At 42.1% G+C, this 24087-nt stretch carries 25 protein-coding genes; 10 read left to right on the top strand and 15 right to left on the bottom strand.

All coding sequences use genetic code 11. The features are described 5' to 3' along the window. Window positions 1-241 precede the first annotated feature (241 nt). Window positions 242-1486: an MFS transporter gene (locus tag NJ959_RS06695; RefSeq protein ID WP_254010976.1), complete on the top strand. Its 1245-nt coding sequence runs from the start codon at window positions 242-244 to the stop codon at window positions 1484-1486. Window positions 1487-1634: 148 nt separating this feature from the next. On the opposite strand, the gene NJ959_RS06690 is transcribed toward NJ959_RS06695, so the two are convergent. The 8 genes from NJ959_RS06690 to NJ959_RS06655 all read right to left on the bottom strand — a co-directional run bounded on the left by NJ959_RS06690 (window position 1635) and on the right by NJ959_RS06655 (window position 8086). After that, window positions 1635-2051, bottom strand: a complete 417-nt coding sequence (locus tag NJ959_RS06690) for a coiled-coil domain-containing protein (RefSeq protein ID WP_254010975.1) — start codon at window positions 2049-2051, stop codon at window positions 1635-1637. A 136-nt stretch (window positions 2052-2187) separates the two neighbouring features. Beyond that, window positions 2188-2571 (bottom strand): hypothetical protein, encoded by a 384-nt coding sequence (locus NJ959_RS06685; protein WP_254010974.1) that lies wholly within the window; start codon window positions 2569-2571, stop codon window positions 2188-2190. 112 nt (window positions 2572-2683) lie between these two features. Next, window positions 2684-3076 carry a hypothetical protein gene (locus tag NJ959_RS06680; protein WP_254010973.1) on the bottom strand — a complete coding sequence of 131 codons (393 nt, stop codon included), beginning with the start codon at window positions 3074-3076 and terminating at the stop codon, window positions 2684-2686. A gap of 113 nt (window positions 3077-3189) precedes the next feature. Continuing rightward, a complete protein-coding gene (locus NJ959_RS06675; protein WP_254010972.1) occupies window positions 3190-3552 on the bottom strand; it encodes a hypothetical protein in 363 nt (120 codons plus the stop codon). A 49-nt stretch (window positions 3553-3601) separates the two neighbouring features. Continuing rightward, window positions 3602-4969 (bottom strand): NAD-dependent succinate-semialdehyde dehydrogenase, encoded by a 1368-nt coding sequence (locus tag NJ959_RS06670; protein WP_254010971.1) that lies wholly within the window; start codon window positions 4967-4969, stop codon window positions 3602-3604. Between the two features lie 93 nt (window positions 4970-5062). Continuing rightward, complete coding sequence (locus NJ959_RS06665) at window positions 5063-5635, bottom strand: Uma2 family endonuclease (protein ID WP_256528854.1); 573 nt, start codon at window positions 5633-5635, stop codon at window positions 5063-5065. 67 nt (window positions 5636-5702) lie between these two features. Then, complete coding sequence (locus tag NJ959_RS06660; protein ID WP_254010970.1) at window positions 5703-6749, bottom strand: zinc-dependent dehydrogenase; 1047 nt, start codon at window positions 6747-6749, stop codon at window positions 5703-5705. 185 nt (window positions 6750-6934) lie between these two features. After that, window positions 6935-8086 carry a nucleotide-binding protein gene (locus NJ959_RS06655; RefSeq protein WP_254010969.1) on the bottom strand — a complete coding sequence of 384 codons (1152 nt, stop codon included), beginning with the start codon at window positions 8084-8086 and terminating at the stop codon, window positions 6935-6937. 2 nt (window positions 8087-8088) lie between these two features. Between NJ959_RS06655 and NJ959_RS30605 the strand changes: the two genes are divergently transcribed. The 3 genes from NJ959_RS30605 (at window position 8089) to hetR (ending at window position 10265) form a co-directional block, all read left to right on the top strand. Beyond that, complete coding sequence (locus NJ959_RS30605) at window positions 8089-8298, top strand: hypothetical protein (protein ID WP_373693616.1); 210 nt, start codon at window positions 8089-8091, stop codon at window positions 8296-8298. Between the two features lie 79 nt (window positions 8299-8377). After that, complete coding sequence (patX, locus tag NJ959_RS30600) at window positions 8378-8641, top strand: heterocyst-inhibiting protein PatX (protein ID WP_373693615.1); 264 nt, start codon at window positions 8378-8380, stop codon at window positions 8639-8641. Window positions 8642-9365: 724 nt separating this feature from the next. Further along, window positions 9366-10265, top strand: a complete 900-nt coding sequence (hetR, locus tag NJ959_RS06650) for a heterocyst differentiation master regulator HetR (protein WP_254010968.1) — start codon at window positions 9366-9368, stop codon at window positions 10263-10265. Between the two features lie 164 nt (window positions 10266-10429). Here hetR and NJ959_RS06645 read toward each other — a convergent pair whose 3' ends face one another. From NJ959_RS06645 to NJ959_RS06630, 4 genes are all read right to left on the bottom strand, one after another. Next, complete coding sequence (locus tag NJ959_RS06645) at window positions 10430-10720, bottom strand: DUF5615 family PIN-like protein (protein WP_309242564.1); 291 nt, start codon at window positions 10718-10720, stop codon at window positions 10430-10432. Window positions 10721-10731: 11 nt separating this feature from the next. Next, complete coding sequence (locus tag NJ959_RS06640; protein ID WP_254010966.1) at window positions 10732-10962, bottom strand: DUF433 domain-containing protein; 231 nt, start codon at window positions 10960-10962, stop codon at window positions 10732-10734. 130 nt (window positions 10963-11092) lie between these two features. Continuing rightward, window positions 11093-12535: a tetratricopeptide repeat protein gene (locus NJ959_RS06635; protein ID WP_254010965.1), complete on the bottom strand. Its 1443-nt coding sequence runs from the start codon at window positions 12533-12535 to the stop codon at window positions 11093-11095. A gap of 155 nt (window positions 12536-12690) precedes the next feature. Next, window positions 12691-14076, bottom strand: coding sequence for an AAA family ATPase (locus tag NJ959_RS06630; protein WP_254010964.1), 1386 nt, complete (start codon window positions 14074-14076; stop codon window positions 12691-12693). 186 nt (window positions 14077-14262) lie between these two features. Here NJ959_RS06630 and NJ959_RS06625 point away from each other — a divergent pair, with 186 nt between their 5' ends. The 3 genes from NJ959_RS06625 to NJ959_RS06615 all read left to right on the top strand — a co-directional run bounded on the left by NJ959_RS06625 (window position 14263) and on the right by NJ959_RS06615 (window position 17960). Next, window positions 14263-15195 (top strand): XDD3 family exosortase-dependent surface protein, encoded by a 933-nt coding sequence (locus tag NJ959_RS06625; protein WP_254010963.1) that lies wholly within the window; start codon window positions 14263-14265, stop codon window positions 15193-15195. Between the two features lie 622 nt (window positions 15196-15817). Continuing rightward, window positions 15818-16327 (top strand): RNA recognition motif domain-containing protein, encoded by a 510-nt coding sequence (locus tag NJ959_RS06620; protein WP_254010962.1) that lies wholly within the window; start codon window positions 15818-15820, stop codon window positions 16325-16327. 16 nt (window positions 16328-16343) lie between these two features. Continuing rightward, window positions 16344-17960: a tetratricopeptide repeat protein gene (locus NJ959_RS06615; protein ID WP_254010961.1), complete on the top strand. Its 1617-nt coding sequence runs from the start codon at window positions 16344-16346 to the stop codon at window positions 17958-17960. A gap of 56 nt (window positions 17961-18016) precedes the next feature. On the opposite strand, the gene NJ959_RS06610 is transcribed toward NJ959_RS06615, so the two are convergent. Then, the gene (locus NJ959_RS06610) at window positions 18017-18778 is read right to left on the bottom strand and encodes a TIGR00297 family protein (protein WP_254010960.1); all 762 of its coding nucleotides are present in this window, start codon (window positions 18776-18778) and stop codon (window positions 18017-18019) included. A 188-nt stretch (window positions 18779-18966) separates the two neighbouring features. Here NJ959_RS06610 and NJ959_RS06605 point away from each other — a divergent pair, with 188 nt between their 5' ends. Next, window positions 18967-19398, top strand: coding sequence for a VOC family protein (locus tag NJ959_RS06605; RefSeq protein ID WP_254010959.1), 432 nt, complete (start codon window positions 18967-18969; stop codon window positions 19396-19398). Here the strand turns inward: NJ959_RS06605 and NJ959_RS06600 are convergent. Next, the gene (locus NJ959_RS06600) at window positions 19379-19984 is read right to left on the bottom strand and encodes an esterase/lipase family protein (RefSeq protein WP_254010958.1); all 606 of its coding nucleotides are present in this window, start codon (window positions 19982-19984) and stop codon (window positions 19379-19381) included. The two genes, NJ959_RS06605 and NJ959_RS06600, sit on opposite strands and share 20 nt — an antisense overlap. Before the next feature lie 77 nt (window positions 19985-20061). Here NJ959_RS06600 and NJ959_RS06595 point away from each other — a divergent pair, with 77 nt between their 5' ends. Together NJ959_RS06595 and NJ959_RS06590 are read left to right on the top strand one after the other, a co-directional pair. Beyond that, window positions 20062-20451 (top strand): helix-turn-helix domain-containing protein, encoded by a 390-nt coding sequence (locus NJ959_RS06595; RefSeq protein WP_254010957.1) that lies wholly within the window; start codon window positions 20062-20064, stop codon window positions 20449-20451. Further along, the gene (locus NJ959_RS06590) at window positions 20452-20676 is read left to right on the top strand and encodes a transposase family protein (RefSeq protein ID WP_309242565.1); all 225 of its coding nucleotides are present in this window, start codon (window positions 20452-20454) and stop codon (window positions 20674-20676) included. 538 nt (window positions 20677-21214) lie between these two features. Here NJ959_RS06590 and NJ959_RS06585 read toward each other — a convergent pair. Beyond that, the coding region (locus NJ959_RS06585; RefSeq protein WP_254010956.1) for a hypothetical protein at window positions 21215-24087 on the bottom strand (2873 nt) is incomplete at its 5' end.

The raw sequence follows: 24087 nt of genomic DNA, 5'->3' as shown, positions 1-24087 counted from the left end.
CAATATCAGTAGATTTACTGATGAAATTTGGCATATTATCACTTTTTCAATGTATCTACTGACAGGTATAAAAAAAAGACATCCGTAAATTTCAGTAAATTTACGGATGTCTTTTTTATATTTTTTTTAGATTATATTATAGTGAAATCGGTAATAAATCGAAACAATCTGACACAAAAGTTAGCTCTGCTGTGCCATTGTTACTAACCTACTCATCGATTTCTAAAACTGTCCAAAAATAATGAGTTCTTGCGATCGCCGCCTTCCCCTCACCACCACACTGATTCTAATTTTCATACTCTTTCTTTCAACCCTCGGAGATGAAGTTGCTCTAGTTGCTTTTATCTTTAAAGTTGAAAGTGCATCTTCTTCTGGCTTCTCCATTTCAATGCTGCTTGCAGCGCAGCTAATTCCCGGCATCTTGCTCGGTCCAATTTCCGGTCAGCTAATCGATCGTCTAGAAACAACTCGCGTATTAGTCATCGCTCTAATATTACAAGGACTACTTCTTTGCTTACTCTCAACCACAGATAACATTGGATTACTGCTAACAGGTGCTGCGGTACTCGGTAGCTTGTTTGCAGTAAGTGGACCTGCCCTTTTTGCTCTTTTACCTATTATCGTAGAAAGCAGTAAATCTCCCCTAGTCACTCCAGCCCGTGCCAATACTGTGATGGAGTGTATCCGGGGTAGTGGCTCCCTGGTTGGTCCGGTTTTAGGCGGTATACTCGTAGCCCAAAGTAGCACATCCACCGCCTTGCTACTTGATGCCGCTACATTTTTAATTGCCGCACCTGTAATCTGGTTTTCTGGCATCCGTCGCCGTTCCCTTGAAGAGGGTAAAAGTGAAAAATTCTTTGACGGTGCTATGGCAGGGATACGGATTTTATGGCAAGACTCAGTTTTGCGGGTGGTACTTCCGGTTTTAACAGTAATTGTCTTCACCACTTCCCTATCAGATGTCGCCTTTATCTTCTTTGTTCGCGATCCTCTTAAAGGCGGCAGCATCGCCTATGGAGTGCTGGTGGCTGTATGGGGAGGAGGACTGATTTGTGGAGCTTTAGCCGGAGGAACTCCGTTTTTTGAACGGCGCTTAGAATTATCTGCCCTAGCTGGGGCTGCCACAATTGGAGTTTCTATGCTTCTATCGGGTATTTTTCCGATCCTGGCAGTGGTAGCTGCGGTATTCGTTGTCGGAGGTATGGCTAATGGTTTGCACAATGTTGCTGTCACCACCTTACTCCACAAGCGCGTTTCAGAGGATTTGCACGGTAGAGTATTTGCTGCTTATGGCGCTCTGACAGATGTGGCGATTATGGGAGGTTATCTCGCCGCCAGTCCATTTGCCGCCGAATCAAGCCGCACGGTTTACTTGGTGTCAGGGGCTTTGGCGACAGGAGCAGGTATTCTCGGTGCTGCTGTTTTGGCAACAAACTCAAAAAACATTTTAATCCCTGCTCGGTTTGCAAACCGCAAACTGAAGTAGGTGAAGGATGACAAGGCTAAAATGGTGTAATAGATTTAGGTTGGCTTGACGCATGTTACCCAATAAAGTATCAACCATAGCCCTAACGGACTATTTGAAGCTTGTCATCCTACTACAGTCAACTCCCAACTCAAAATTATTTAATCTTTCAGGGATTATTGTCCATAAAAAATGCTCTAAAACCAACGGCAATTAAAGATCCGCCTAACAGTGTTATCAATGTCCAAATCTGATTTTTTTGGGTTCCTTCTAGTTTTTCGACTCGTTTATCTAAATTACTTAGGTTTGTCGTACAAGTGGCTACTTCTACGGTGAGTTTATCGATTTTATCCGTTAGTTTCTGATCTAGTTTATCGATTTGCTGTGTAAGTTTCTGATCCAGTTTATCGATTTTCTCATCCAACTTATCGATTTGCTGTGTAAATTTATCATCCAGTTTATCGATCTTTTCGTCCAATTTATCGATTTGCTGTGTAAATCTCTCATCCAGTTTATCGATCTTTCGCTCGATACGGCTGAATATTTCCTCTAAGGAATAGGTGACTGTAATCGGTGTCTGAGTCATCGGTTTTCTCCATTTATAATATTTTTTGGCATATTTCTGGGGTTTTTAAGAATGGAAGCAAATCTACTTCCCTAACCTTTAAATCTGACGCACCATACTTAATTATGGTTAATTACACGGGAGTGAGATCGCCGAGTCAGGGATTATTTTCCATAAAAAATGCCCTAAACCCCACGGCAATTAAAGATCCGCCTAACAGTGTTATCAATGTCCAAATCTGATTTTTTTGGGTTCCTTCTAGTTTTTCGACTCGTTTATCTAAATTACTTAGGTTTGTCGTACAAGTGGCTACTTCTACGGTGAGTTTATCGATTTTATCCGTTAGTTTCTGATCCAGTTTATCGATTTTCTCATCCAATTTATCGATTCGCTGTGTAAATTTCTGATCCAATTTATCGATCTTTTCGTCCAATTTATCGATTTGCTGTGTAAATCTCTCATCCAGTTTATCGATCTTTCGCTCGATACGGCTGAATATTTCCTCTAAGGAATAGGTGACTGTAATCGGTGTCTGAGTCATCGGTTTTCTCCATTTATAATATTTACCGTGGCTGGGATTTAACAAAGCTATTAATAAAAATTGCACCCGATGCCAAATACAATTAACTCAAAAATCAAAACTTTTTAATCTCTCAGGGATTATTATCCATAAAAAATGCTCTAAAACCAACGGCAATTAAAGAGCCGCCTAAGAGTGTTATTAATGTCCAAATCTGATTCTTTTGGGTTCCTTCTAGTTTTTCGACTCGTTTGTCTAAATTATTGATGTTGGTGGTGCAGTTAGCTACTTCTACAGTCAGTTTATCGATCTTATCATCCAGTTTATTGATCTGATCTGTGAATTTTGCATCCAGTTTATTGATCTGATCTGTGAATTTTGCATCCAATTTATCTATCTTATCTGTGAATTTTTCATCCAGCTTATCTATCTTACCCTCGATACGGCTTAAGATTTCCTCTAGGGAATAGGTGACGGTAATCGGTGTCTGACTCATCTTCTTTTCTATACTTAAGTACATTAACATTAGTGCGTAGCCCCAGATTTAGCACTATAGGTGCGGATTAGGGCTACTAACTTACTTTCTATTTCACCATTTTAGCTGTACCATACTGCTAGACTTAACTATCCGTTAAACCATCAGGGATTATTGTCCATAAAAAATGCTCTAAAACCAACGGCAATTAAAGAGCCGCCTAATAGTGTAATTAATGTCCAAATCTGATTCTTTTGGGTTCCTTCTAGTTTTTCGACTCGTTTGTCTAAATTATTGATGTTGGTGGTGCAGTTAGCTACTTCTACAGTCAGTTTATCGATCTTATCATCCAGTTTATTGATCTGATCTGTGAATTTTGCATCCAGTTTATTGATCTGATCTGTGAATTTTGCATCCAATTTATCTATCTTATCTGTGAATTTTTCATCCAGCTTATCTATCTTACCCTCGATACGGCTTAAGATTTCCTCTAAGGAATAGGTGACGGTAATAGGTGTCTGGCTCATCTTTTTTCTCCTATTAGTAGATTCGATTCTCTTCCAATGTGTCGTTAAATTATTTAACCCAAACAGTCTTAATGTTAACGAATTCATGGATACCTTGAATCCCTAATTCCCTGCCATATCCAGATCGTTTAATCCCACCAAATGGTAAACGGGGATCGGATTTAACCAAGCCATTAATAAAAACTGCCCCCGCTTCCAATTCATCAATAAATCGCTCTGCTTCCGCTTCATTATTCGTCCAAGCACTAGCACCTAAACCAAATGGGATATTATTGGCTTTGGCAATAGCTTCTTCTATATCCTTCACCCGAAACAATAGCGCCACTGGACCAAAAAATTCTTCTGTTTCCGTTGATGTTCCTGGTGGGAAGTCTGTTAAAATAGTAGGAGGATAGAAATTACCGGGACGATCGCTCAAAGGTTGGCCGCCAATTAGTACTTTTGCGCCTTGACTAATCGAAGATTGGACTAATTGGTCTAAATCTTGTAGAATAGCTGGAGTAGCTAAAGGACCGATATCAGTAGTTTCATCCATCGGATCGCCAATTTTCAGAGATTGGAATTTCTCCACAAACCGCCGTTCAAATTCATCTGCGATCGCATCTACAACTATAAACCGTTTTGCAGCAACACAAGATTGCCCATTATTAATCATTCTGGCGATAACTCCAGTCGCCACCGCCGCCTCTAAATCGGCGCTTTCAGTGACAATAAAGGGATCGCTTCCTCCCAATTCCAACACCGTCTTCTTAATTTGAGATCCCGCAATCGATGCTAAACTAATTCCCGCTGCTTCACTACCTGTTAACGTAGCAGCTTTCACTCGGACATCGCTAACAATATCTTTAACTTTATCAGCCCCAACCAATAAAGTTTGAAAAACTCCCTCTGGCAAACCTGCTTCCTTAAATATCTCTGCAATCGCTAAAGCACATTGGGGCACATTAGAAGCGTGTTTCAAAATCCCCACATTCCCTGCCATTAGCGCAGGCGCAGCAAAACGGAATACTTGCCAGAAAGGAAAATTCCATGGCATTACTGCCAAAATTATCCCCAAAGGTTGATAGCGGATAAAACTTTTACTACCATCAGTAGTAGCAGGCACATCAGCCAGAAAATCTGCCCCATTGTCAGCATAAAAGCGGCAAACCAAAGCACATTTTTCGGTTTCTGCGATCGCACTTTTCAGGGTTTTCCCCATTTCCAGCGTCATCAGCTTACCGAAATTCAGCTTATCCCGCTCTAAAATATCAGCCGCCGCCTTCAGCCATACTCCCCGTTGGGCGAAGGAAGTTTTGCGGTATTGGGTAAATGCCGCTTGTGCCAGAGCTAAGGAGGCTTCAATTTCCTCATTACCTAGCGGTGCAAAGGTTTTCAAATTTTCCCCAGTCGCTGGATTAATAGTTGCGATCGCCATAGCCTTTCTTTAACCCCCTATTTTAGATTGTACTAGCATGTTCTATTACCTAGTTTACTCTTTGAGATCCTCTTCAGATCCCCTTCATATTTTTTAAATATTAAAAATTGCTGCCAGATTCAGGATAAATCCGGGCAAGACAGATTCCCCTGACAAGTTAGGCAGGTTATCTAAAGAAAAACTTAAAGTTTCCACCTCTCCATTAGGGCGGTAAATTTCCACTAGGGGAGTTTTAGGATCGAGCAACCAACCGAGTTGCAAACCATTAGCAATATATTCACACATTTTACTTTGCAGTTGACTCAAACTATCACTTTCGGAACGTAATTCAATGATAAAGTCTGGACATAAAGGCGGAAAATTACGCCGATTTTCAACAAATAATGCTTCCCATCTTTCCCGACTTACCCAAGAAACATCTGATCCTCGTTTTGCACCAGAGGGTAAAATAAAAATAGTAGAGGAGTCAAAGACAAATCCTAATCTGGTTTGGCGATTCCATAAACCAACCCGTATATTTAACTCTGAGTTTCTAATGCCACTTTCGCCACCTGTTGGGGACATAATAATTAATTCTCCTTCAGCGGTTAATTCAATACGCCATTCTTCATTTGCCATGCACAAATGATAGAATTGTTCGTTGGTGAGAGCTACTGTTGGGGGCAAAAAACGAGTATCTTTGCCAAAGTTAGATGCTACAGACTAATGTGCCCCGCCGCTGCCAACCTGCTATCTAAGGATAAATCAAAATCTTATAAGTATCCGGTGTCGGAGAAACTGCCCTTTCTACAGCAGCAGCTAAATCAGCAAGAGGATAGCGATCGCTAATTAAAGCATCTACATCAATGCGACGGTTGAAAACAATATCAGCAGAGAGAGATTGCAACCGATAAGAAGAGCTATAACTCCCCATCAAATCGATTTCTTTTCGATAGAGAATATTTGGATTAATTGGAATTTCCACCTCATCGGGAAACTCAGCAAAAAATACAATTTTACCACCTTTGCGGGTAGAATCCAGAGCTTGGAAAAACGCCTTATCGCTGGGAACAGCCAACAAAGTTGTATCTACTCCCATGTTATCAGTAAGAGAGAGAATTTTATCTTTTAAATCTGGATCGCGAGGATCGAAAGCAGCTTCCGCCCCCACAGCCTTAGCCTTCTCAATCCGAGAGGGGAGAAGATCCGTTGCGATCGCTTTTCCACCAAAATAGTTTACCAGCATAATAAACATTAGCCCAATTGGGCCAGCACCCGTCACCAAAACAGTTTGCCCTGGGGCAACTTGGGCTTTTTTAACAGCTTTTAGACAGCAATTAGTTGGTTCAACAAAACTTGCCTTCTCAAAACTGACACTATCGGGAATTGGAATAAGTCCACCATTTTGGACAATATGCCCAGGCACTTTCACATACTCAGCAAAACCCCCACCACTAGGTATAAATCCCGCCGTTGTGGTAATATTTTTATAAGTTTCGCACATAGAAAAATTGTCATTCATACAATAGCCACAGCGCATACAAGGAATGTGGTGCATGACAACAATCCTTTGTCCAACTTGCCAACCCGTGACAGCATTGCCTACCGCCGTAATTACGCCAGCAGTTTCATGCCCATAAATGCGGGGAGGCTCATATAAAGGATAGCGAATTTTCTTGATATCTGACTGACACAATCCCACAATGCGTACCTGTACCAACACCTCATCAGCGTTAATTTCTGGCAGCGGTACATCTTCATAACTTAACTGATTGACACCTCTAAATACTTGTGCTTTCATATTGCTCCATATTGTTTGTGAATTTTGATTTAATCCCAATTCGTAGCCCAGGCATCTTGCCTGGGGATCCTTATTCATTGTACCAATAAAAAATCTAATTTGTAGCCCAGGCATCTTACCTGGGAATCCTTATTCATCTCATCTAGAGCTAGCAGGCAAGATGCCTGCTCTACAGATTAATCCTCTTAATTTCTGAGGATACCCCAACCAGCTTCTCGTTCAATATAATCAGCCAAACTGATAAAATCCTCACGAGGATAGCAAATTCCGCCTACTAACTTAAAAGCTAATTCACTGCGAGCTTCCTCTGGATGCTCCAGTAAATGGATACCCCAGTAATAGAGTTGATCGCTAGAGCGGATACAGACTTCTGTAGGATCGATACAGTGAAATTTATCATCTGTCTGTTTAATTTCCTCATAAGTATTAATAAAGCAGTCTCTCAAAAGCTTTAATCGTCGCTGAGAACCTGGATTTTTGAAATTATTAACCAGAACAAATAAATGAGCCTGCTTATTAATTGCTCTGATTTCTCTAACCGTATCTTTAATAACTTGACCGTGCTTATTAATCCCCAATGGATTTAAGGTTGTGGGAATAAGACAATAATCAAATTTACTAATCAAATCTTTCGGATTTCGTTCCAATGCAGGCGAGCAATCACAAATAACAATTTTACAATCACGAGCCGCATCTTCATGCCACTCTCGCCAATCGTAAACCGCCACATAAGTACTTGCGCCCAAACCTTTTGACTTAGGCACATCAACCCCATCACCTAGTAACTTCTGGAGATTCTGCTCCGGATCTAAATCTACAAGAGCTACATTAAATCCTTCCAAGGCAAAAGAGCCTGCCAAATGAGCAGAAACAGTAGTTTTTCCAACTCCACCTTTGCAAGTAAAAACGCCAATATAAATTTTCCCTTGCTTGGGAGGATTTGGTGGAGGCAACTCCTCATCATGCACCCAAATAATTTGGTCATCGGCAGTAATACCGCAATGAATTTTCGCATCCATTCCCCAAGAAGTTATCAGGGCACGGGCGGGAGCGCTAAATCCTTTTGTCGTCACAAAAAAACCACAATTAAACTGTTTTCCCGCTTCCGACTCTAAAAATCCCAAAAACCTGAGAATTTGGGGCTTTTGAACGGGACTAATCAGCCATTTTACATGGATAGCACCGACTTGGTTTCCTTTCCGGACAACTAGATCGTAATCCGGTTGATCGGAGTCTGGGGTTTCAACTTCCCACCCATCATTATGGAAAATGCTGGCTACGTGTTGCTTACACTGAGCAAAGTCTCTTAAATAGGGCGGCTTAGTAGATGAGGACATAATTGGTTATTGGTTATTGGTTATTGGTTATTGGTTATTGGTTACTGGTTACTGGTTATTGGTTATTGGTTATTGGTTACTGGTTACTGGTTATTGGTTATTGGCAAAACAAGGGACAACGAACAACCAACAACGAACAACGAACAACCAACAACGAACAACACTTCAGGCAAAGACTCTCAGTTTATCATCAATCTTCATCAAAACTATAAACTCCAGTCAAAGTTTTTCCTGAAGCTCTTATAGAAAGCCCGTATCAGGAAGTAGAAACCCTGACACGGAACGCCTACTATGCGCATTTACACCTCTATTCTTGTTGCCAGCCTGCTCACAATCTCCCTCGGCTTTAATTCACAGATTGTTGCAAACTCTTCATCTACCTTATTGAAATCTGTGACTTCCAGTCAACTCTTATCTTTGGTTAAAACCGGACAATCAGCTCCTAAGTCTCCTTCTAGCGGCGGAGCGCGCCGGGATTTCGTTCAATCGCAGAAAATTTTGAATTCCCCAATCGCCCATCGTGGTAGTGGACGGAGAGAGTTCTCTTGGGCCTAAGCCAGTCCGGCTCTGTGATATAATCTAATATTACCTGGAACAACTTCTCCCCTCAATTAGAACTGGTGGTGGAGAAGTTTTCCAGTTGGCGATTGCCTCTTGATTGTATATAATCAAGGAATATGGAGCAAAATTAGGGTGCTTGAAGTAGGCGTAGGGTCTGCTACTTGAAGAGTACTCAAAGAGTACTGACTGAGGATCTAAAACAGTGAGTTTGCCTAGAGGAGTTCCTTGTAAAAGTTATTCACAACTTAACATAGACCATTGGCAGGAGTAGGGTTGAGCCTAAATAGAAAGGAAGGCGTGCATCTCAAGACGAAAAGAAAACCCTACCTCGAACGGATAAGTGATATACAATAGTCCTTTCCTTTGACTGTTCATTTCCCCTAGTCGAGAGGCAATTCCCCAAACGCGGGAGAAACAATCCCTTGCTTGTGAGACTGACTATGGGGAGTTAGTGTGGTTGAAAGGCTGAGTCAGGAGTGCCAATACTGGGTTAACAATCTACTACAACTATCCTTTCTAAGCTCAATCGGGCGTCATAGCCATCTTTCACTATCTGATACAAGCTGCTATAGCTAGTTAGAGTAGATCGAGTGACGACCTAATGGTTGACATGTGATGACTGACAGATAGTTTTGTCAAGTCCAATGAGAGAATAGCTTTTTAAAAAGGCTCTGATGAATAACATTTTTGTACTCATGCGATGTGACTGCCCCCTAAAATGATTAACCAACTCGATCTGATCAAAAGCCTTAGCCCCAGTGCCATGGATCAGATAATGCTGTACCTGGCTTTCAGCGCCATGAGAACCAGCGGACACCGACATGGGGCTTTCCTAGATGCAGCGGCAACTGCTGCTAAGTGTGCCATATACATGACCTATTTGGAACAAGGTGAAAATATCCGGATGACCGGACACTTACACCACATTGAGCCAAAACGAGTTAAGGTCATAGTTGAAGAAGTTAAACAAGCCCTCACTCAAGGGAAACTCTTAAAGATGCTGGGTTCTCAAGAACCCCGCTATCTGATTCAATTTCCTTATGTCTGGATGGAACAGTTTCCTTGGATACCAGGAAGATCTCGTATTTCAGGGAATAGTCTCTCCCCTGAAGAAAAGCGCCATCTTGAGGAAAAATTGCCACCGAATCTTCCAGATGCCCAAGTAGTTAATTCCCTCCAATTCTTGGAATTAATTGAATTTTTGCACAGTCGTTCCCAGGAAGATTTCCCCGCAGATCGCGGTTTGCCATTAAGCGAAGCCATGGCGGAACATATCAAACGTCGCTTAATTTATTCAGGAACTGTAACCCGAATTGATAGTCCTTGGGGTCTCCCTTTTTATGCCCTGACTCGTGCATCTTATTCGCCAGTAGATGGCAAAGAACGGACTTACACAGTAGTAGAAGATACCGCACAATTTTTCCGATTAATGAGAGATTGGGCGGAGCGTCTGCCAAATTCAATGCGGGTATTAGAAGAACTAGATATTCCAGCAGAAAATATCGAGCAAGCCATGGCGGATCTCGATCAAGTTATTCGCGATTGGGCGGATAGGCATCATCGCGAGGGTGGTAAACCGATGATTCTCCAAATGGTTTTTGGAGAGCAAAAGGAGTAGTTGTTGGTTGTTGGTTATTGGTTGTTGGTTGTTGGTTTTTGGCTTTCGAGCCAATTTTTATTAGTGTATTTGCTAGATAGAGATCGCTGTTCCTTCATTTTAGAAGAAAATGCTATCAACTATCAGTACAGTTCAAGACAATCTAACGAAGCATTGCTTATAAATTATTGAATCGTTTCAACACCAGATCGAAATATTGCTTCCACACTACTTGTTGGTCCATTACCACACCGCAGCCAAATAACTTTCGGAGGCGCTCCGTAAAGACGACTTCGTTCAGCAAAGTCAGGATCTTGGGTGACAATACAAAAGTTTTGAGCCTTGGCAAACTCCCAAATCTCGCTATCTTCTGCTTCCGTCAAATTATGAAAGTGAACATGGCTAGAGTTAGGAAAAATATCTGCAAGTCGATTCACCAGTTTTCGGCTCAAGTTTTGGTCGAAGAGCAATTTCACAAACAGTAGTTTCAAGTACCACCTACCACAGCAACAAGACGACGTTCTCTGTCAGCAGCAAACTCCAGACATGCCCTAATGTCTTCTTCAGTTAACTCAGGAAAATCATCCAAGATTTCTGCATGAGACATGCCGACTGATAGCCAACCTAACACATCATATACAGTGATTCGCATCCGTCTAATACAGGGCTTTCCACCCCGTTTACCAGGTTCAATCGTAATAATGTTGTGATAGCTCATAACAAAGGGGATTTGAGATACTCTTAACTTAAGTGTAGCCCAAGGTGGGATCGAAGTCGCAACAGCCTGAAAAAAGGCTATAAAACTTAAGCAAAATCTGTCACTAAACTCTATATATAGGGTTCGCTCGCTAAACTAAATTCAGTAACCTCTTTAGAGTTTTACCGATTATTTCAATCGCTTTTTTCAAAATTATCTGACCATTGATACTTTGCCAAGGTGGATTAACTAACAGACTCTTACCTAGTAAAAGTAACCCTCGAATATATTGCCCTTGATGCCAGTAGGTATTAGCTAAAGTTGATATTGCTAAACCTTGGAGTTCGTTATGGTGAGTTTCACAAGCAATTCTCATCGCTTCCTGAGAATAACTAATTGCTTCTTCGTGTTGTTTCAAGCAACCGTAGCAATAGGCAAGATTGACTAGATTAAATCCCTCTACTTGCCGATGACCAATTTGATGGTTTAATGTCAAGGCCGATCGAAAATATTGAATTGCTAGATCATACTGTCCCGAAAGAGAATAGGCAATAGCTAGAAATCCCAAGGTTCTACATTCTCCATATTTATCGCCAATCTCACGGATAATTTCTAAGGCTTTATCGCCATATTCAATGGCAAGTTGATACTGTCCTAGGCTACAGTAGCAAGCGTCAAGATGACATAATGTACTCCATTCTTGACGGCGATTGTTATTTTTTTTGCTGACATCTAAAGCTTGTAAAAGAGGTGGAATCCCCTTGTGGTGTTGCCCCATAAAAATATATTTAGCTCCTATACCAATTGAGATCTCTATTTCCATCTCTTGATTACCAATCTCACGAGCAATTGTTAATCCTTGTTGGGCATATTTAATACAATTATGATATTGTCCTAATGTACAGTAAACATGAGCTAATTCATCTAAAGCATATCCTTCCTCTTCTGGATCTCCGATTTCCCGCGCAATTTCTAATTGTTGCTGATGATACTGTAGTGCAGTCTGATATTCTCCGATAAACCAACCGTAAACTCTACCCAAACCACGTCGCGCTTGTACTTCTGCTTTACGGTTGTGGGTTTTACAGGCAATATCTAACAGTTGCTGATGGTAGTAAATGGCTGAATCTGATTTTCCCAGATAGCAATAACCCCAGCCTAAGCCATGGAGTAAAATACAATCTAACTCTGGATTAGATTTATTTAGAAGCCTGTGGTAAAGTTCAATTTGTTCGCGATAATAGCCCCAAGTACCTAGTTGTTTGTGTAATTCTTGAGTATTGGGTAAGTTGGGTTGTAGGAAAAGTATTTTACTTGCTGTTTCCCAGGCTTCTACTTCACAGAGATGATGAAATGCTTCCAGGGAACCCCGTACTTTTTCTAAATTAGTCGCATTGGATTGAGGTTTGTATTCGGTTAGCCAATTTTCTACGGCGATGTAATGGGCAAATTGCCAAGGTGAGATGTTATCTAGGGGAGGTGATGAAATCTCGATTCCTAAATTAGTTAGCACTAACTCGCCACTTTGGGTAAAGTCAATATTTTCTAGGGATTGTTGTGTTTTAACTTCTGCTTCAAAAAAATTGTTTGTCATAATTAGAGATTGTGGTAATTAACGACGAATCTTACCCCTCCCCAAACCCTCCCCGTCTAGGAGAGGGGCTTTTTTCACTTACCCCTATCCTGGCATCATACTCCCCCTTCCCTTGCAGGGAAGGGGGCTGGGGGGTTAGGTTTTTCAATTCGCAGTTACCTCTCATTATTCCATTTTTGTAGATGATTTAGCGCCACACTGCGAATCAAATTATGTTGTCTCAAAAGTAATTCATCATTAATAATTTCTTCTTCAATCAAATAGCGATCCCGTAACGCATCTAGTGCCGCCTGTTGTTTATCTTCATCCCAACCCAACCTTGCCGCAATTCTCAGCCAAAAAGTTTCTGATACTGGGCGGCGATAAACTGAAGCATAGCCAAGGAGTTGATAGGCGTTAAAAATATCATTGGCTAGCCGCTCAAATGTCTTTTCCACCCGATGCTTTACTGCCCTCTGCAAGTGGCGATTATAGCTATCCAGTCTTAGTTTGTCATCCCTTGAATCCAATTCAGTTTCTGCCTGAATCTGATCAATTTCTTCTATTTCATACCCATACCTTTTCCAATAGGCTACAACATTACCAGCAAAAGGTTGGCTAACTATTTCTCCACCAATAACTCGTAATGCTAAAGGATGACCTTCATAAGCAGCACCAATCCTTTTTAAAAAGTTTACTCCATCTGATTCCGAATCGCTCTCTATTCCGATCTTTTCAAACAACTCCAACTGTTCTAATTCTGTAAGTCCACTTAAATGTTGGCAATACCAAGATTTTGGATAACGAGAGCCAATCGCTTCCAACTGTGCAGGCAAATCTTGGGATGTTAATATCAGGGAACTTTGGCAAGAGTTTATTGATAGTAACTTTTGCCAGAATTTCTCCCAGTAATCATCCTGAAAATCGCTCCATCCTGTCTCGATATTTCCTTGGAGAATAAGTTCTAATGAATCCAGCACTACCAGATAGCGATTTTCCGCCAAGCAGCTAACTAACCAATTCAACAACCGCTGTGCTTCCTTTCGATCTTCTGATGTAACAGTCTCTCCCAAACCAATCAGCAATTGAGCTGCTACACTAGCAAAATCTGTATTTTCTTGACTATCAAACTTGACGATAAAACATTTAGGGAAATCCTCTTTTAATTCCCAAGCTAATCGTTCAGCCAGAGTTGTTTTACCAATTCCCGTAATCCCTGTTAGGATTAAGACTCGACAGGAATCGCGCATTTTAATAACTAATTGATCAATTATTTCGGCTCTACCAACCCAATCATCATCATAGTTAATGCTAGAAGTAATCTCAGCTTTTTGGTGAACGGGACTATTATCAACAATCTGTTCCCAGTTGTCCAATCCTACAGATTGACAAATCGCAATAAAATTATCTTTTTCGATTGGTATTCGCCGCCAAAACCGTTTTAAGGTTGGTTTGGAAACTCTCGCTGCCTCTTCCCAACGATAATCCTGACGATTCCAGTCTTTCTTTTCTCTAAGTTGATCCAGAAGTTGTAGCCCTTGGCTAGAAGCCCTAATACCCATCTCTCTTATACCCTGGCTGACTTTTTCTCGATTACTAGTATGGCTCACTTGGAAAGACAGTGGTGGCTCACTTTTGGCTCAGTAGGAAAGTGAGCCAAAATATTGAGCTAAAAAATGAGCTAAAAACTCTCTAAATATAAGACAAGCTGTAGTTGTAGTGATTACTGTTTTGATGGACTAATAAACATGTCGAATTCACTTATCTTCAAATTAGGATCTGCGACAATCAGCTTTTGCTTAATCTCCGTTATTAGTCAATCAGCTCAAGCTGGAACTCTCCATAACGGATGGAATTACGCAATTGATCCCAACTACGATAGCCTGGATAGCAATAATAGTGGTGGAGTTGTTGCGGGAAATACCATCTATGAAATCTATGGTATGGCGATTAAAGATGATGTTGATACTAACAATATTTGGGTAGCTATTAATGCTAATCTACCATTGACTGGAAACAATACTAGTTCTGCTTCTAACGGCAACATTGGTTGGGGGGATTTGTTCTTCGATTTTTCTGGTTTGGGTAACTTTCAAGCAGCTAATAATTCCCAAAATGTAATCGGGGTTCGCTTTGCTCCTAACAATGATTCTCAAACACCAGGTATCGGGGTTTACGGTGGCGTGAAAGCCGTCAGCGTTGTTCCCCAAAATTATGGTTGGTCAAATCTAGCGAACCACAATCTTTACGGCGTACTTCCTCGCACAGGTGCCAATGCTGCTATGGGAGATTTAGCTTGGAACGATCCTTATTACAATCCTTATACCACTATTGGTGCTTGGAGTCAACCAGAAACTCTCATTCCCAATGTCATTCAATCTGGGACAAAAATTGGTGATATTTCTCTTTTGAATAATTCAGATTTAACCGCTGCTGGTTTGGATCTCGGTGTACTTCCAGCCACAGGTAGCCAGACTTTTGGATTTAAGTTTGATAAGTCTCTACTCCCTGTCGGAAACTTCATTGCTAGTTTAATTCTTGAATGCAATAACGATGCGACTGCTCTGGTTGGGGAAACTAAAACAGTCAAACCTGTTCCTGAGCCATCGGCTACAATTGGGTTAGCAGCATTCGGGTTGATTTTTGGTGCAAACCAACTCCGCAAGCGTAACAAAGCTTGAATGAATAGGTGGCACTACAGATAGTTTATAGTTCTTAGGTTGGGTTGACGCATGTTACCCAACCTTATTAATATGTTGGGATTCTTTTGAAACGGAAGAAACCTTTTCTAGAAACGATATTAAATGAATGTAAGGGGTTGAGAAATCTTTTTGGCTCCCTTGACTTTTTCTGATTTTTCTGGTATATTTTCCACTACCCAATCGCCATTACAACTAGCTTTATCATAACTTTACAATTAATCATCAAAAAACATTGACATAAACAAAAATCAATCCTAGAATAGGAGAAGTTTTGTTAGATACAGCCTAATTATCCTGACGTGATTAGTGGTGCTTATATTTGTTGTTAGTTGTTACTACAACAGACGGGTTTTAATTCACGTTGTATATGTTATTGAAATCTTGAATAGGACTTACGCAAATGACGTTATTTGCTCCTTTTAACATGCGATGCGCGATTTATTACTTATTTAGGCGATTTATAGCCTACTAACCCAAGTTGCTAGTTATAAACTGAGGTTAAGCAATTGCAAAAAGCTCTTTTGCCAGCACAAGAAGATTCTGGATAATCAGCATTGAGTATTAATGCAATAGTTGTCAAATCAGCAAGGAGCCAAGGATTATGACTGTATGTATTGACAATGTTCCTTACTGGGTCAATTATCATGACGTTGTTGGTCATATTTCTGCTTACGGTCAAGTTTTGTACGTTCTAATACAACAAAGTCATCTATATCCAGGTTCTCAGTATGTATATGTGAAGATGACGCGGTGTCGGGACGAATATTACGCAGTGTCTATGCTTAATCATAATTTTTGGGGGATGAACAAAATTTATGCTAATTACTCTGCTTATGAGCCAAATTGGTTTCAATCTATACCACCAATTCCGTCTTCTTCTTCCTATACACCACCTCGACAATCATATCCCTCCTCATCAGAGAAACCATCTTCATCTAGCTCTTCATCATCTGGTTCTGAATCAGGAGAGACTATCACTAAAATTTTGCTTGGGCTGGGCGGAATAATCTTGTTGGCACTTGCAGTAGGAATTCCGGTTCAAGTTATAATCGCTGTGCCTGTTATTGGCATCGGCACAATCTTTTTCATAGTTAATTTGGGCAATTCATAGAACGAGGAAACTAAACATGACACCATCGAACGAAGATTTACAAAACCTGCTTGGGCTAGGAGTAATTTATTATAACCGAGGTCAATTTGATGAAGCAAATGAGCATTATAAACAAGCACTAGAAATGGCTCGAAAAATTGCTAATCGGAAAGGAGAATCAAGCGCTATTTGGGGTTTTGCTGCTATCTGTAACCGCCAGGGACAATACCAGCAAGCAATAGAATGGTCTGAGCAAGGTTTAGCAATATGTCAACAAATTGGGGCGCGGGATGGTGAAGGATGTTTATTGATGGAAATAGGTAGTGCCCTCTATTTCCAATCTCAATACGAAAAAGCCTTTGATTTCTACCAAAAGTCCGTAAAAATTTTTCAAGAGATCGGGAATAAAAATGCCGAGGCTACTAGTCTTCTCTGTTTGGCGAATACTTACCACTGTCGAAACCAGTATCAGGAAGCTATTGAAATTTACGAACAAGCGCTAGTTATTCAGAAGCAAAGTGGCGATCGACGAAATGAAGCGACTTGCTTAAATAGTTTAGGTTCTTCTTACCATGCTCTTAGTCAATACCCTAAAGCAAGGGAATTCTATGAGAAGGCACTGAACATTCTACGGGAAATTGGCGATCAGTATCAAGAAGCAGGCTGTCTAAATAATCTAAGCGGTGTTTATGCTAGCTTAAGTGAGTATCAAAATGCCCTAGATTTTTGCGAACAGGCAATAGCTATTCAAAGGCAGATCAGCGATCAACGTGGACAGGCTAACTCTTTAATCAAAATGGGGGAAATTTACAACAATCTTCAACAAAGATTGAGAGCGATTGAATGCCTTGAACAAGCTCTCGTAATTCATAAAAAAATTGGAAATCGCAATGGTGAAGCTAATTCTTTATGTTCTATAGGTTCTTCTCAGTATAATCTTGGTGATTACGAGAAAGCGAGAGAATTTTCTGAACAGGCATTGGTTATTCAACGTCAAATTGGAGATCGCCATGGTGAAGCAATCTCTTTAGCAACTCTGGGCGGTGTCTATTACTCCCTGGGGCAGCATCAAACAGGAATAAGTTTTATGGAGGAGGCATTGGAAATTCGACGACAAATTGGTAATCTCTATGGTGCAGCAGAATCTTTAGGATGGTTAGGATTTGTTTATAATGCTTTATGTCAGTATCAAAAAGCTGCTGAGTATTGCGAACAAGCACTAATTACTCAACAGCAGCTTGGTAACAGATCCGGAGAGGCTGATTCCTGGAATACTCTAGGAGACATTTCCAACTCCTTAAATAATTACCCAAAAGCAATTGATTGTTTTGAACAAGCTTTAAAAATTAAACAGCAAATTGGTGTTAAAAATAGCGAACAAGAAACCCTTTACAAACTTGGCTGCTCTTATTTTAACTCTAGTCAATTTCGTCAAGCTCTCAATTATTTATCATCTGCCCTTGATTTAGCAACAGAATTAAACCTTCAAGTAAATGCAGCCAATGTTCACTTTATGCTTGGTAAAACCTATTATCAATTGGGGCAAATTTCCGATGCTATCTCTCACTACGGTTTGGCTGAAGTGCTTTATACCCAATTAGGTAATACTCAGTGGGTACAATATACACGCGATCAACTTCGAGCGCTAGTCTGATTGAAATGAAGTCGGTAGGGTGCGTTATGCGAAAGCTAACGCACCATCCACTTACATTAATAACTAATTAACCCCCATCCCAAAGCCAAAATTACGGCAGAAATCGCACCAATCGTGGTATTAATAAAATTCACTACCTCATTAGTCATCCAGTCAACCTGAGACTGTAATGTCGCACCAATAACGCTCTCTAGATTAGTAGCAATAAAAGCTGCTACTACACAAAAAAGTACACCTGTCAAGTCAATCAGACCAATTCCCCAACCGAGAAACGCGATCGCAATAGAGGCGATAATACCTGCTAAAGTGCCTTCTAAACTAACTGCACCTTCCGTGCCTCGCGCTACAGGCTGTAAAGTAGTAATCAGAAATGTCCGATTACCATAAGCTTTACCCACCTCACTAGCAGTAGTATCCGAGAGTTTGGTAGCAAAACTAGCAACGTATCCTAATAACAACAAACTCCCATAAGGCTCATCAACAAAGAGCGTTGCCAAAGCACATAATGCCCCAGTAAGTGCCGATCCCCAAACATTTTCAGGTCCCCTAGCACCGGAACGTTTTTCAGCAATACCTGCTGCTTCCTTTTCTTTCATACCGATGCGGGTTACAGCAGATCCTACCAGAAAATAGAACATTACCACCAGATACCCTTGCCAGCCCAGCGTACCCCAGATTAGGACACCCAATCCGCAAGCGTGGATTACGCCAGACAGAGTGAGTAAGGTTTTGGGGAGGAATAATGCGATCGCGAGTAAAGTTGTATTCAATCCTAGAGCTATCAGCCAGGGATTTAAGGAAGAAATCATAAAAAGCATCACCGTATAGTAGAGAATATCTTATTGTGATTTAAGATCGACCTCTCCCCCAACCCCTCTCCTGCAAGGAGAGGGGAGTAAGATTTTGATCTACCCTGGTAGGGCGAAGTTTTACTCCCCCCTTCCCTGGCAGGGAAGGGGGGCTGGGGGGATAGGTTTGTTTTCTTTGAAAACTCCCAAATCGAAAAATGAATTCAGTACTTTTTCATCTAGCTTTCCCCGTTAGCGATATTGAGCAAACCAAAGATTATTACGGTAATGGATTAGGCTGCAACATCGGTAGAGAAACCAATCATGCCATAATTCTAAATCTATACGGTAATCAACTCGTCGCTCATGTCACGGAAGAACCCCTAAAACCCCAAAAAGGAATCTATCCCCGACACTTTGGCTTGATTTTTACTGTTAAATCAGATTGGGAAGAATTATTAGAAAGAGTTAAACAAAGAAACCTGACTTTCTATCAAGAACCAAGGTTACGCTTTGCGGGGCAAATTACAGAACATAGCACGTTTTTCTTACAAGACCCATTCTACAACTTAATGGAATTAAAATACTACCGCTATCAGGAGGCAATTTTTGGCAGTTGTGAAGTGACTGCTATTGGGGATTGGGTTTAATCGGTTGAGATAGGGCTGATGCTACGGCTTTAATACTGCGAGTGTCTCTCACCATAAAACCATGAGCGAAAACGGGTACTTTTACCTCTTTACCTACAGGCATTTGGGAACTGTTAGCAGGTATAATTACAAAATCCCAATCTGTCCAGATTGAGGTAAAGTTAATAGTATCTAGCATCTGGGCATCTTGATTCAATTCCTGCAAAAACTCACTTCTTGGACGCATTTGTACGCAACCGGGCAGATTCGATAAGTAAGCCAATTTAGTACCATGATGAGGGGAAGAAATAGTAATAAATCGCTCTATCCGTTTAATTCCTCCCAATCGCTGCACGTAGTAGCGAGTAACCAAACCACCCATACTCAAACCCACTAAATCTATGGATTGTTGTGGAGTAAAGGTTTTCTCTATATAATCTGCTACTTGAATTGCCAGTTTATCTAAACAAACAGCGCCATTATTGGGTTTGAGATCTAGAGTATAAACTGACCAACCCTCCTGGCGCAAATAACCAGACATTTTGCGGAAAACCTTAGAGGTTCTAACGATACCGTGAACGAGTAAAACTGGATTGCGATATTCCATTTGTATTAGAGATCTCCAAAATAGAAATATTTTCGCGCTAACCCGTGGTAAAATGTCATTTTACCACGGATAAAAAGATGAGCCAACTGAGAAAATATATAGAAAAGCACCCATGGGAGAGCAAAAGACTGGTGGGACTAGATGACAAACAATTAACAGGGTTAATCAGTCAAGCATCAAAGTTAAATAATCAAAAGAAAGCAGCAGAAGAAAGGCAAAAAATGAGGATAATTAAAGTCGGAGGGGGTAGGAAGCCAAAGTTAAGTAATGAAGATCAGATTCTCTTGACCTTAGTATATCTTCATCACTTACCAACATTTCAAATGTTAGGAGTCCAATTTGAAATAAGTGAATCAGCAGCAAATTATATATTTCACCACTGGCTAGTCATATTAAGAGAGCTACTGCCAGCATCACTGGTAGAACAAGTCAAAAAGAATGATTCAGAATGGCAATGGATAGAATAAATATTAAGTGACTTTCAATTAATAGTAGATAGCTACGAACAACCAAGGGAAAGACCTGGGGAGTATCAAGAACAGAAAATATTTTATTCAGGAAAGCAGAAAAGGCATACTTTTAAAAACCAATTAATCATTATGCCTTCAGGTCAAGAAATAGTAGATGTAGTAGTAGGGAAACCAGGAAAAACGAGTGATATAACAATTTGGAGAGAAGACGGAATTAAGTGAAACTCAAAGATATCAAGGGGATAAAGCTTATGTAGGAGAAATAAAGATTGACACACCGAACAAAAAACCTAAAAACAAAGAGATAACAAGATCTCAAAAAAAAGAGAATCAAAAAAAACACGAAAAAGAGTGGTGGTGGAACATTTGATTAGGTTAGTAAAAATTTTCCGGATATCAGGAGAGAGATTTAGGTTAAGAGCCTCAAGTTATGAGTCAGTAATTATGACTGTATGTGGATTAATTAGATGGCGAATAGGTGCAATTGTTTTAAATAATTAAAAATTTGAAAAACTGTTGGGAAATATCTTATTTAATTTCCATAAGAATCTGTATTATTTTAACTGCAACACTATCAAAGCCTTATTGAAACGTTGGTTTTGGACAAAAGTTCCCAGCGAAGCTGGGAACTTTCGCTTACCCTGTCTAAGTGGAATAGGACTTACGCACTGAAACGAAATCTCGTTGTTCTCAGCGCGAGTGGAGAAGCTGAAAGCCTGATTCTACCATTGCTGAACTGGCTGAGTGCGTAAGTCCTGGATTATGCTTTGATGAACCTGGTCGATGAGGTCTTACCACCAAAGGTGTGGCTCTTGGTTAGATCCGGATACTCACCGGGTTCGAGATCGATGTAGGTACCACTACCACTGAAAGTGTCGTAGAGCCTGATCTTATCTCCTGCGGTGTAGTTTGGTCCGGCAAACACCTTCACCGAGTAAGTCAGGTTGTCGTAGGCCGAGTAGGTAGCGAGGTTGTCCACATTCTCAAATATAATCAGCTTCCGACCTCCGTAGTTCGCTGCCGAGTATAGTTCTGCCACCACTGGGATGGGAGTCAGGGGCGTGGCTGGTGGTACACCTTGGTTGAACTTGACCGAAGAGATCGCATCCCCGAACTGGATTGGTGGATAGTGGATATCCCCATACTCACCAGGCTTGAGGACTAATTGACTACTGATATAGTTGGGGTCGCGGTAGAAGCTCACCTCGTAGTGGGCATTGGGATCGAAGTTAGGACCGGGACGGATCTTCAAGGAGCTAACTGTGTCAGTCATCTGATAAGGAGTGCCCAGGTCTGCGGTGTCCTGGCTCAAGAGCAAACGCCGACCGGGATCTGCACCCCAGATCGAACTCTTGGAGAAGAAATGGTCGTACAACTCCACGATTAAGGGAATGTGGGTGTACTCCATCGATCCGGGGGGAACGGGTTCAGACCCCGTGCCATCTCCTTTGATGAACCTGGTTGATGATGCCAGATTGCTAAAGGTGTGGCTCTGCTGCAAATCCGGGTACTCACCGGGGGCGAGATCGATGTACTTGCCAGTACCATTGAACGTGTCGTAGAGCCGGATCTTGTCCCCTGGGGTGTAGTTTGGTCCTTTGAATACCTTCACCGAGGAAGTCAGGTTGTCGTAGGCAGAGTAGGTACCGAGGTTGTCCACATCCTCAAATATAATCAGCTTCCGACCTCCGTAGTTCAGACCGTCGTAGAGTTCTGCCACCACTGGGATATTAGTCACCGCTGGGGCTGGTGGCACACCCTGGTTGAACTTCACCGAAGAGATGACATCCCCGAACTGGATTGGTGGATAGTGGATATCCCCATACTCACCAGGTTTGAGGACTAACTGAGTACTGATATAGTTGGCATCGCGGTAGAAGCTCACCTCGTAGTGGGCAGTGGGATCGAAGTTAGGACCGGGACGGATCTTCAACGAGCTAACTGTGTCAGCCATCTGATAAGGAGTTGCCAAGTCTGCGGTGTCCTGGCTCAAGAGCAAACGCCGACCGGGATCTGCACCCCAGATCGAACTCTTGGAGAAGAAATGGTCGTACAACTCCACGATTAAGGGAATGTGGGTGTACTCCATCGACCCGGAGGGAACGGCTTGAGATCCCGTGCCATCTCCTTTGATGAACCTGGTTGATGAGGTCTTATAACCAAAGGTGTGGCTCTTCTGGAGATCCGGATACTCACCGGGTTCGAGATCGATGTAGGCACCAGTACCTGTGAAAGTGTCGTAGAGCCTGATCTTGTCTCCTGGGGTGTAGTTCGGTCCTTTGAATACCTTCACTGAGTAAGTCAGGTTATCGTAGGCAGAGTAGGTAGCGAGGTTGTCCACATCCTCAAATACAATCAGCTTCCGACCTCCGTAGTTCGCTGCCGAGTAGAGTTCTGCCACCACCGGGATGGGAGTTACCTGTGGGGCTGGTGGTACACCATGGTTGAACTTGACCGAAGAGATGACATCACCGAAATTGATTGGTGGATAGTGGATATCCCCATACTCACCAGGCTTGAGGACTAACTGAGTACTGATATAGTTGGGGTCGCGGTAGAAGCTTACCTCGTAGTGAGCATTGGGATCGAAGTCAGGACCGGGACGAATCTTCAACGAGCTAACTGTGTTATCCATCTGATAAGGAGTTAGCAGTTCGGGGGTGTCCTGGCTCAAGAGCAGACGGCGACCCGGATCTGCACCCCAGATCGAACTCTTGGAGAAGAAATGGTCGTACAACTCCACGATGATGGGAATCTGCCCATAAGGACCTGGCGGGCGAGGGGGAATGATGGCAGGAACTGCGATCTTGACTGTCTTGCCGCCGATGACTTCACCGTCAGCCACTACATCGAGGGACCCGTTGAAGACCTGAACCCCAGTGGTCCCTGCTACATTACCAAGCCAGGAAACGTCAAAGCTAATTTCATGGTCTTGGTTTCTACTGAGTGGACCATAACCGTCGGTAGGTGCGATCGCTTGCACAAACTGTGCTGTGGCACCGCTAGCTACCAGGCGCACGTTCCTGATTGAGGCGATCTGTGTTGCCAACTCAGCAACGATCTGCTCAACAACCGTATCTGGGCTGACACCTTGGACTAGTTTGCCCCCCGTGGCATTGGCGATCCTGGTTCCTTGTCCCTGTTGGCCACTCGTGCCGCAATTATCCCGATACAAAGCACTTACCCCTTCGATCGGGTTATCCAGTCCAGCCGGGGTGCTGCTGGTGTTCAAGCTCATTGCCAGCACGCTAATCTTCTCTGCTACTAGCTTCTCGGTCACCGATGCCTCGGTAATGTCGTAGGAGAGACCAGTGATTGCCTTGCATACTGGGTCGTGACCCCCGGCATCACCAATCCAGACGATGATCCGCTTGGCATCGCTACGCCAACCAATCTTGCCACTTGGTGGTTCGGCAACTTGATCTAGCCCATAGAACTGAGCCTCGGGAAGGTCCAAACCGGGGGTGGTTGTCCAGGTATCAACTGCCGCTTTGACATCGGGGATATTGGCACTCAGATTACACTGGTGCGCGAAGACGTAGGGATGTCTCCCCTCATCCGGGGACGGCACGTCTTTCGAGTTGCCAACCCCAAACCAAACATCAGACCCTAGCGCCTGGGTTCGGTTGAGGA

This window comes from Limnofasciculus baicalensis BBK-W-15, from assembly GCF_024178385.1.
GTDB classification, from domain to species: domain Bacteria; phylum Cyanobacteriota; class Cyanobacteriia; order Cyanobacteriales; family Coleofasciculaceae; genus Limnofasciculus; species Limnofasciculus baicalensis.
Note: the sequence above shows the minus strand (reverse complement) of the source record. Positions and strands in the feature narration are given on the sequence as shown.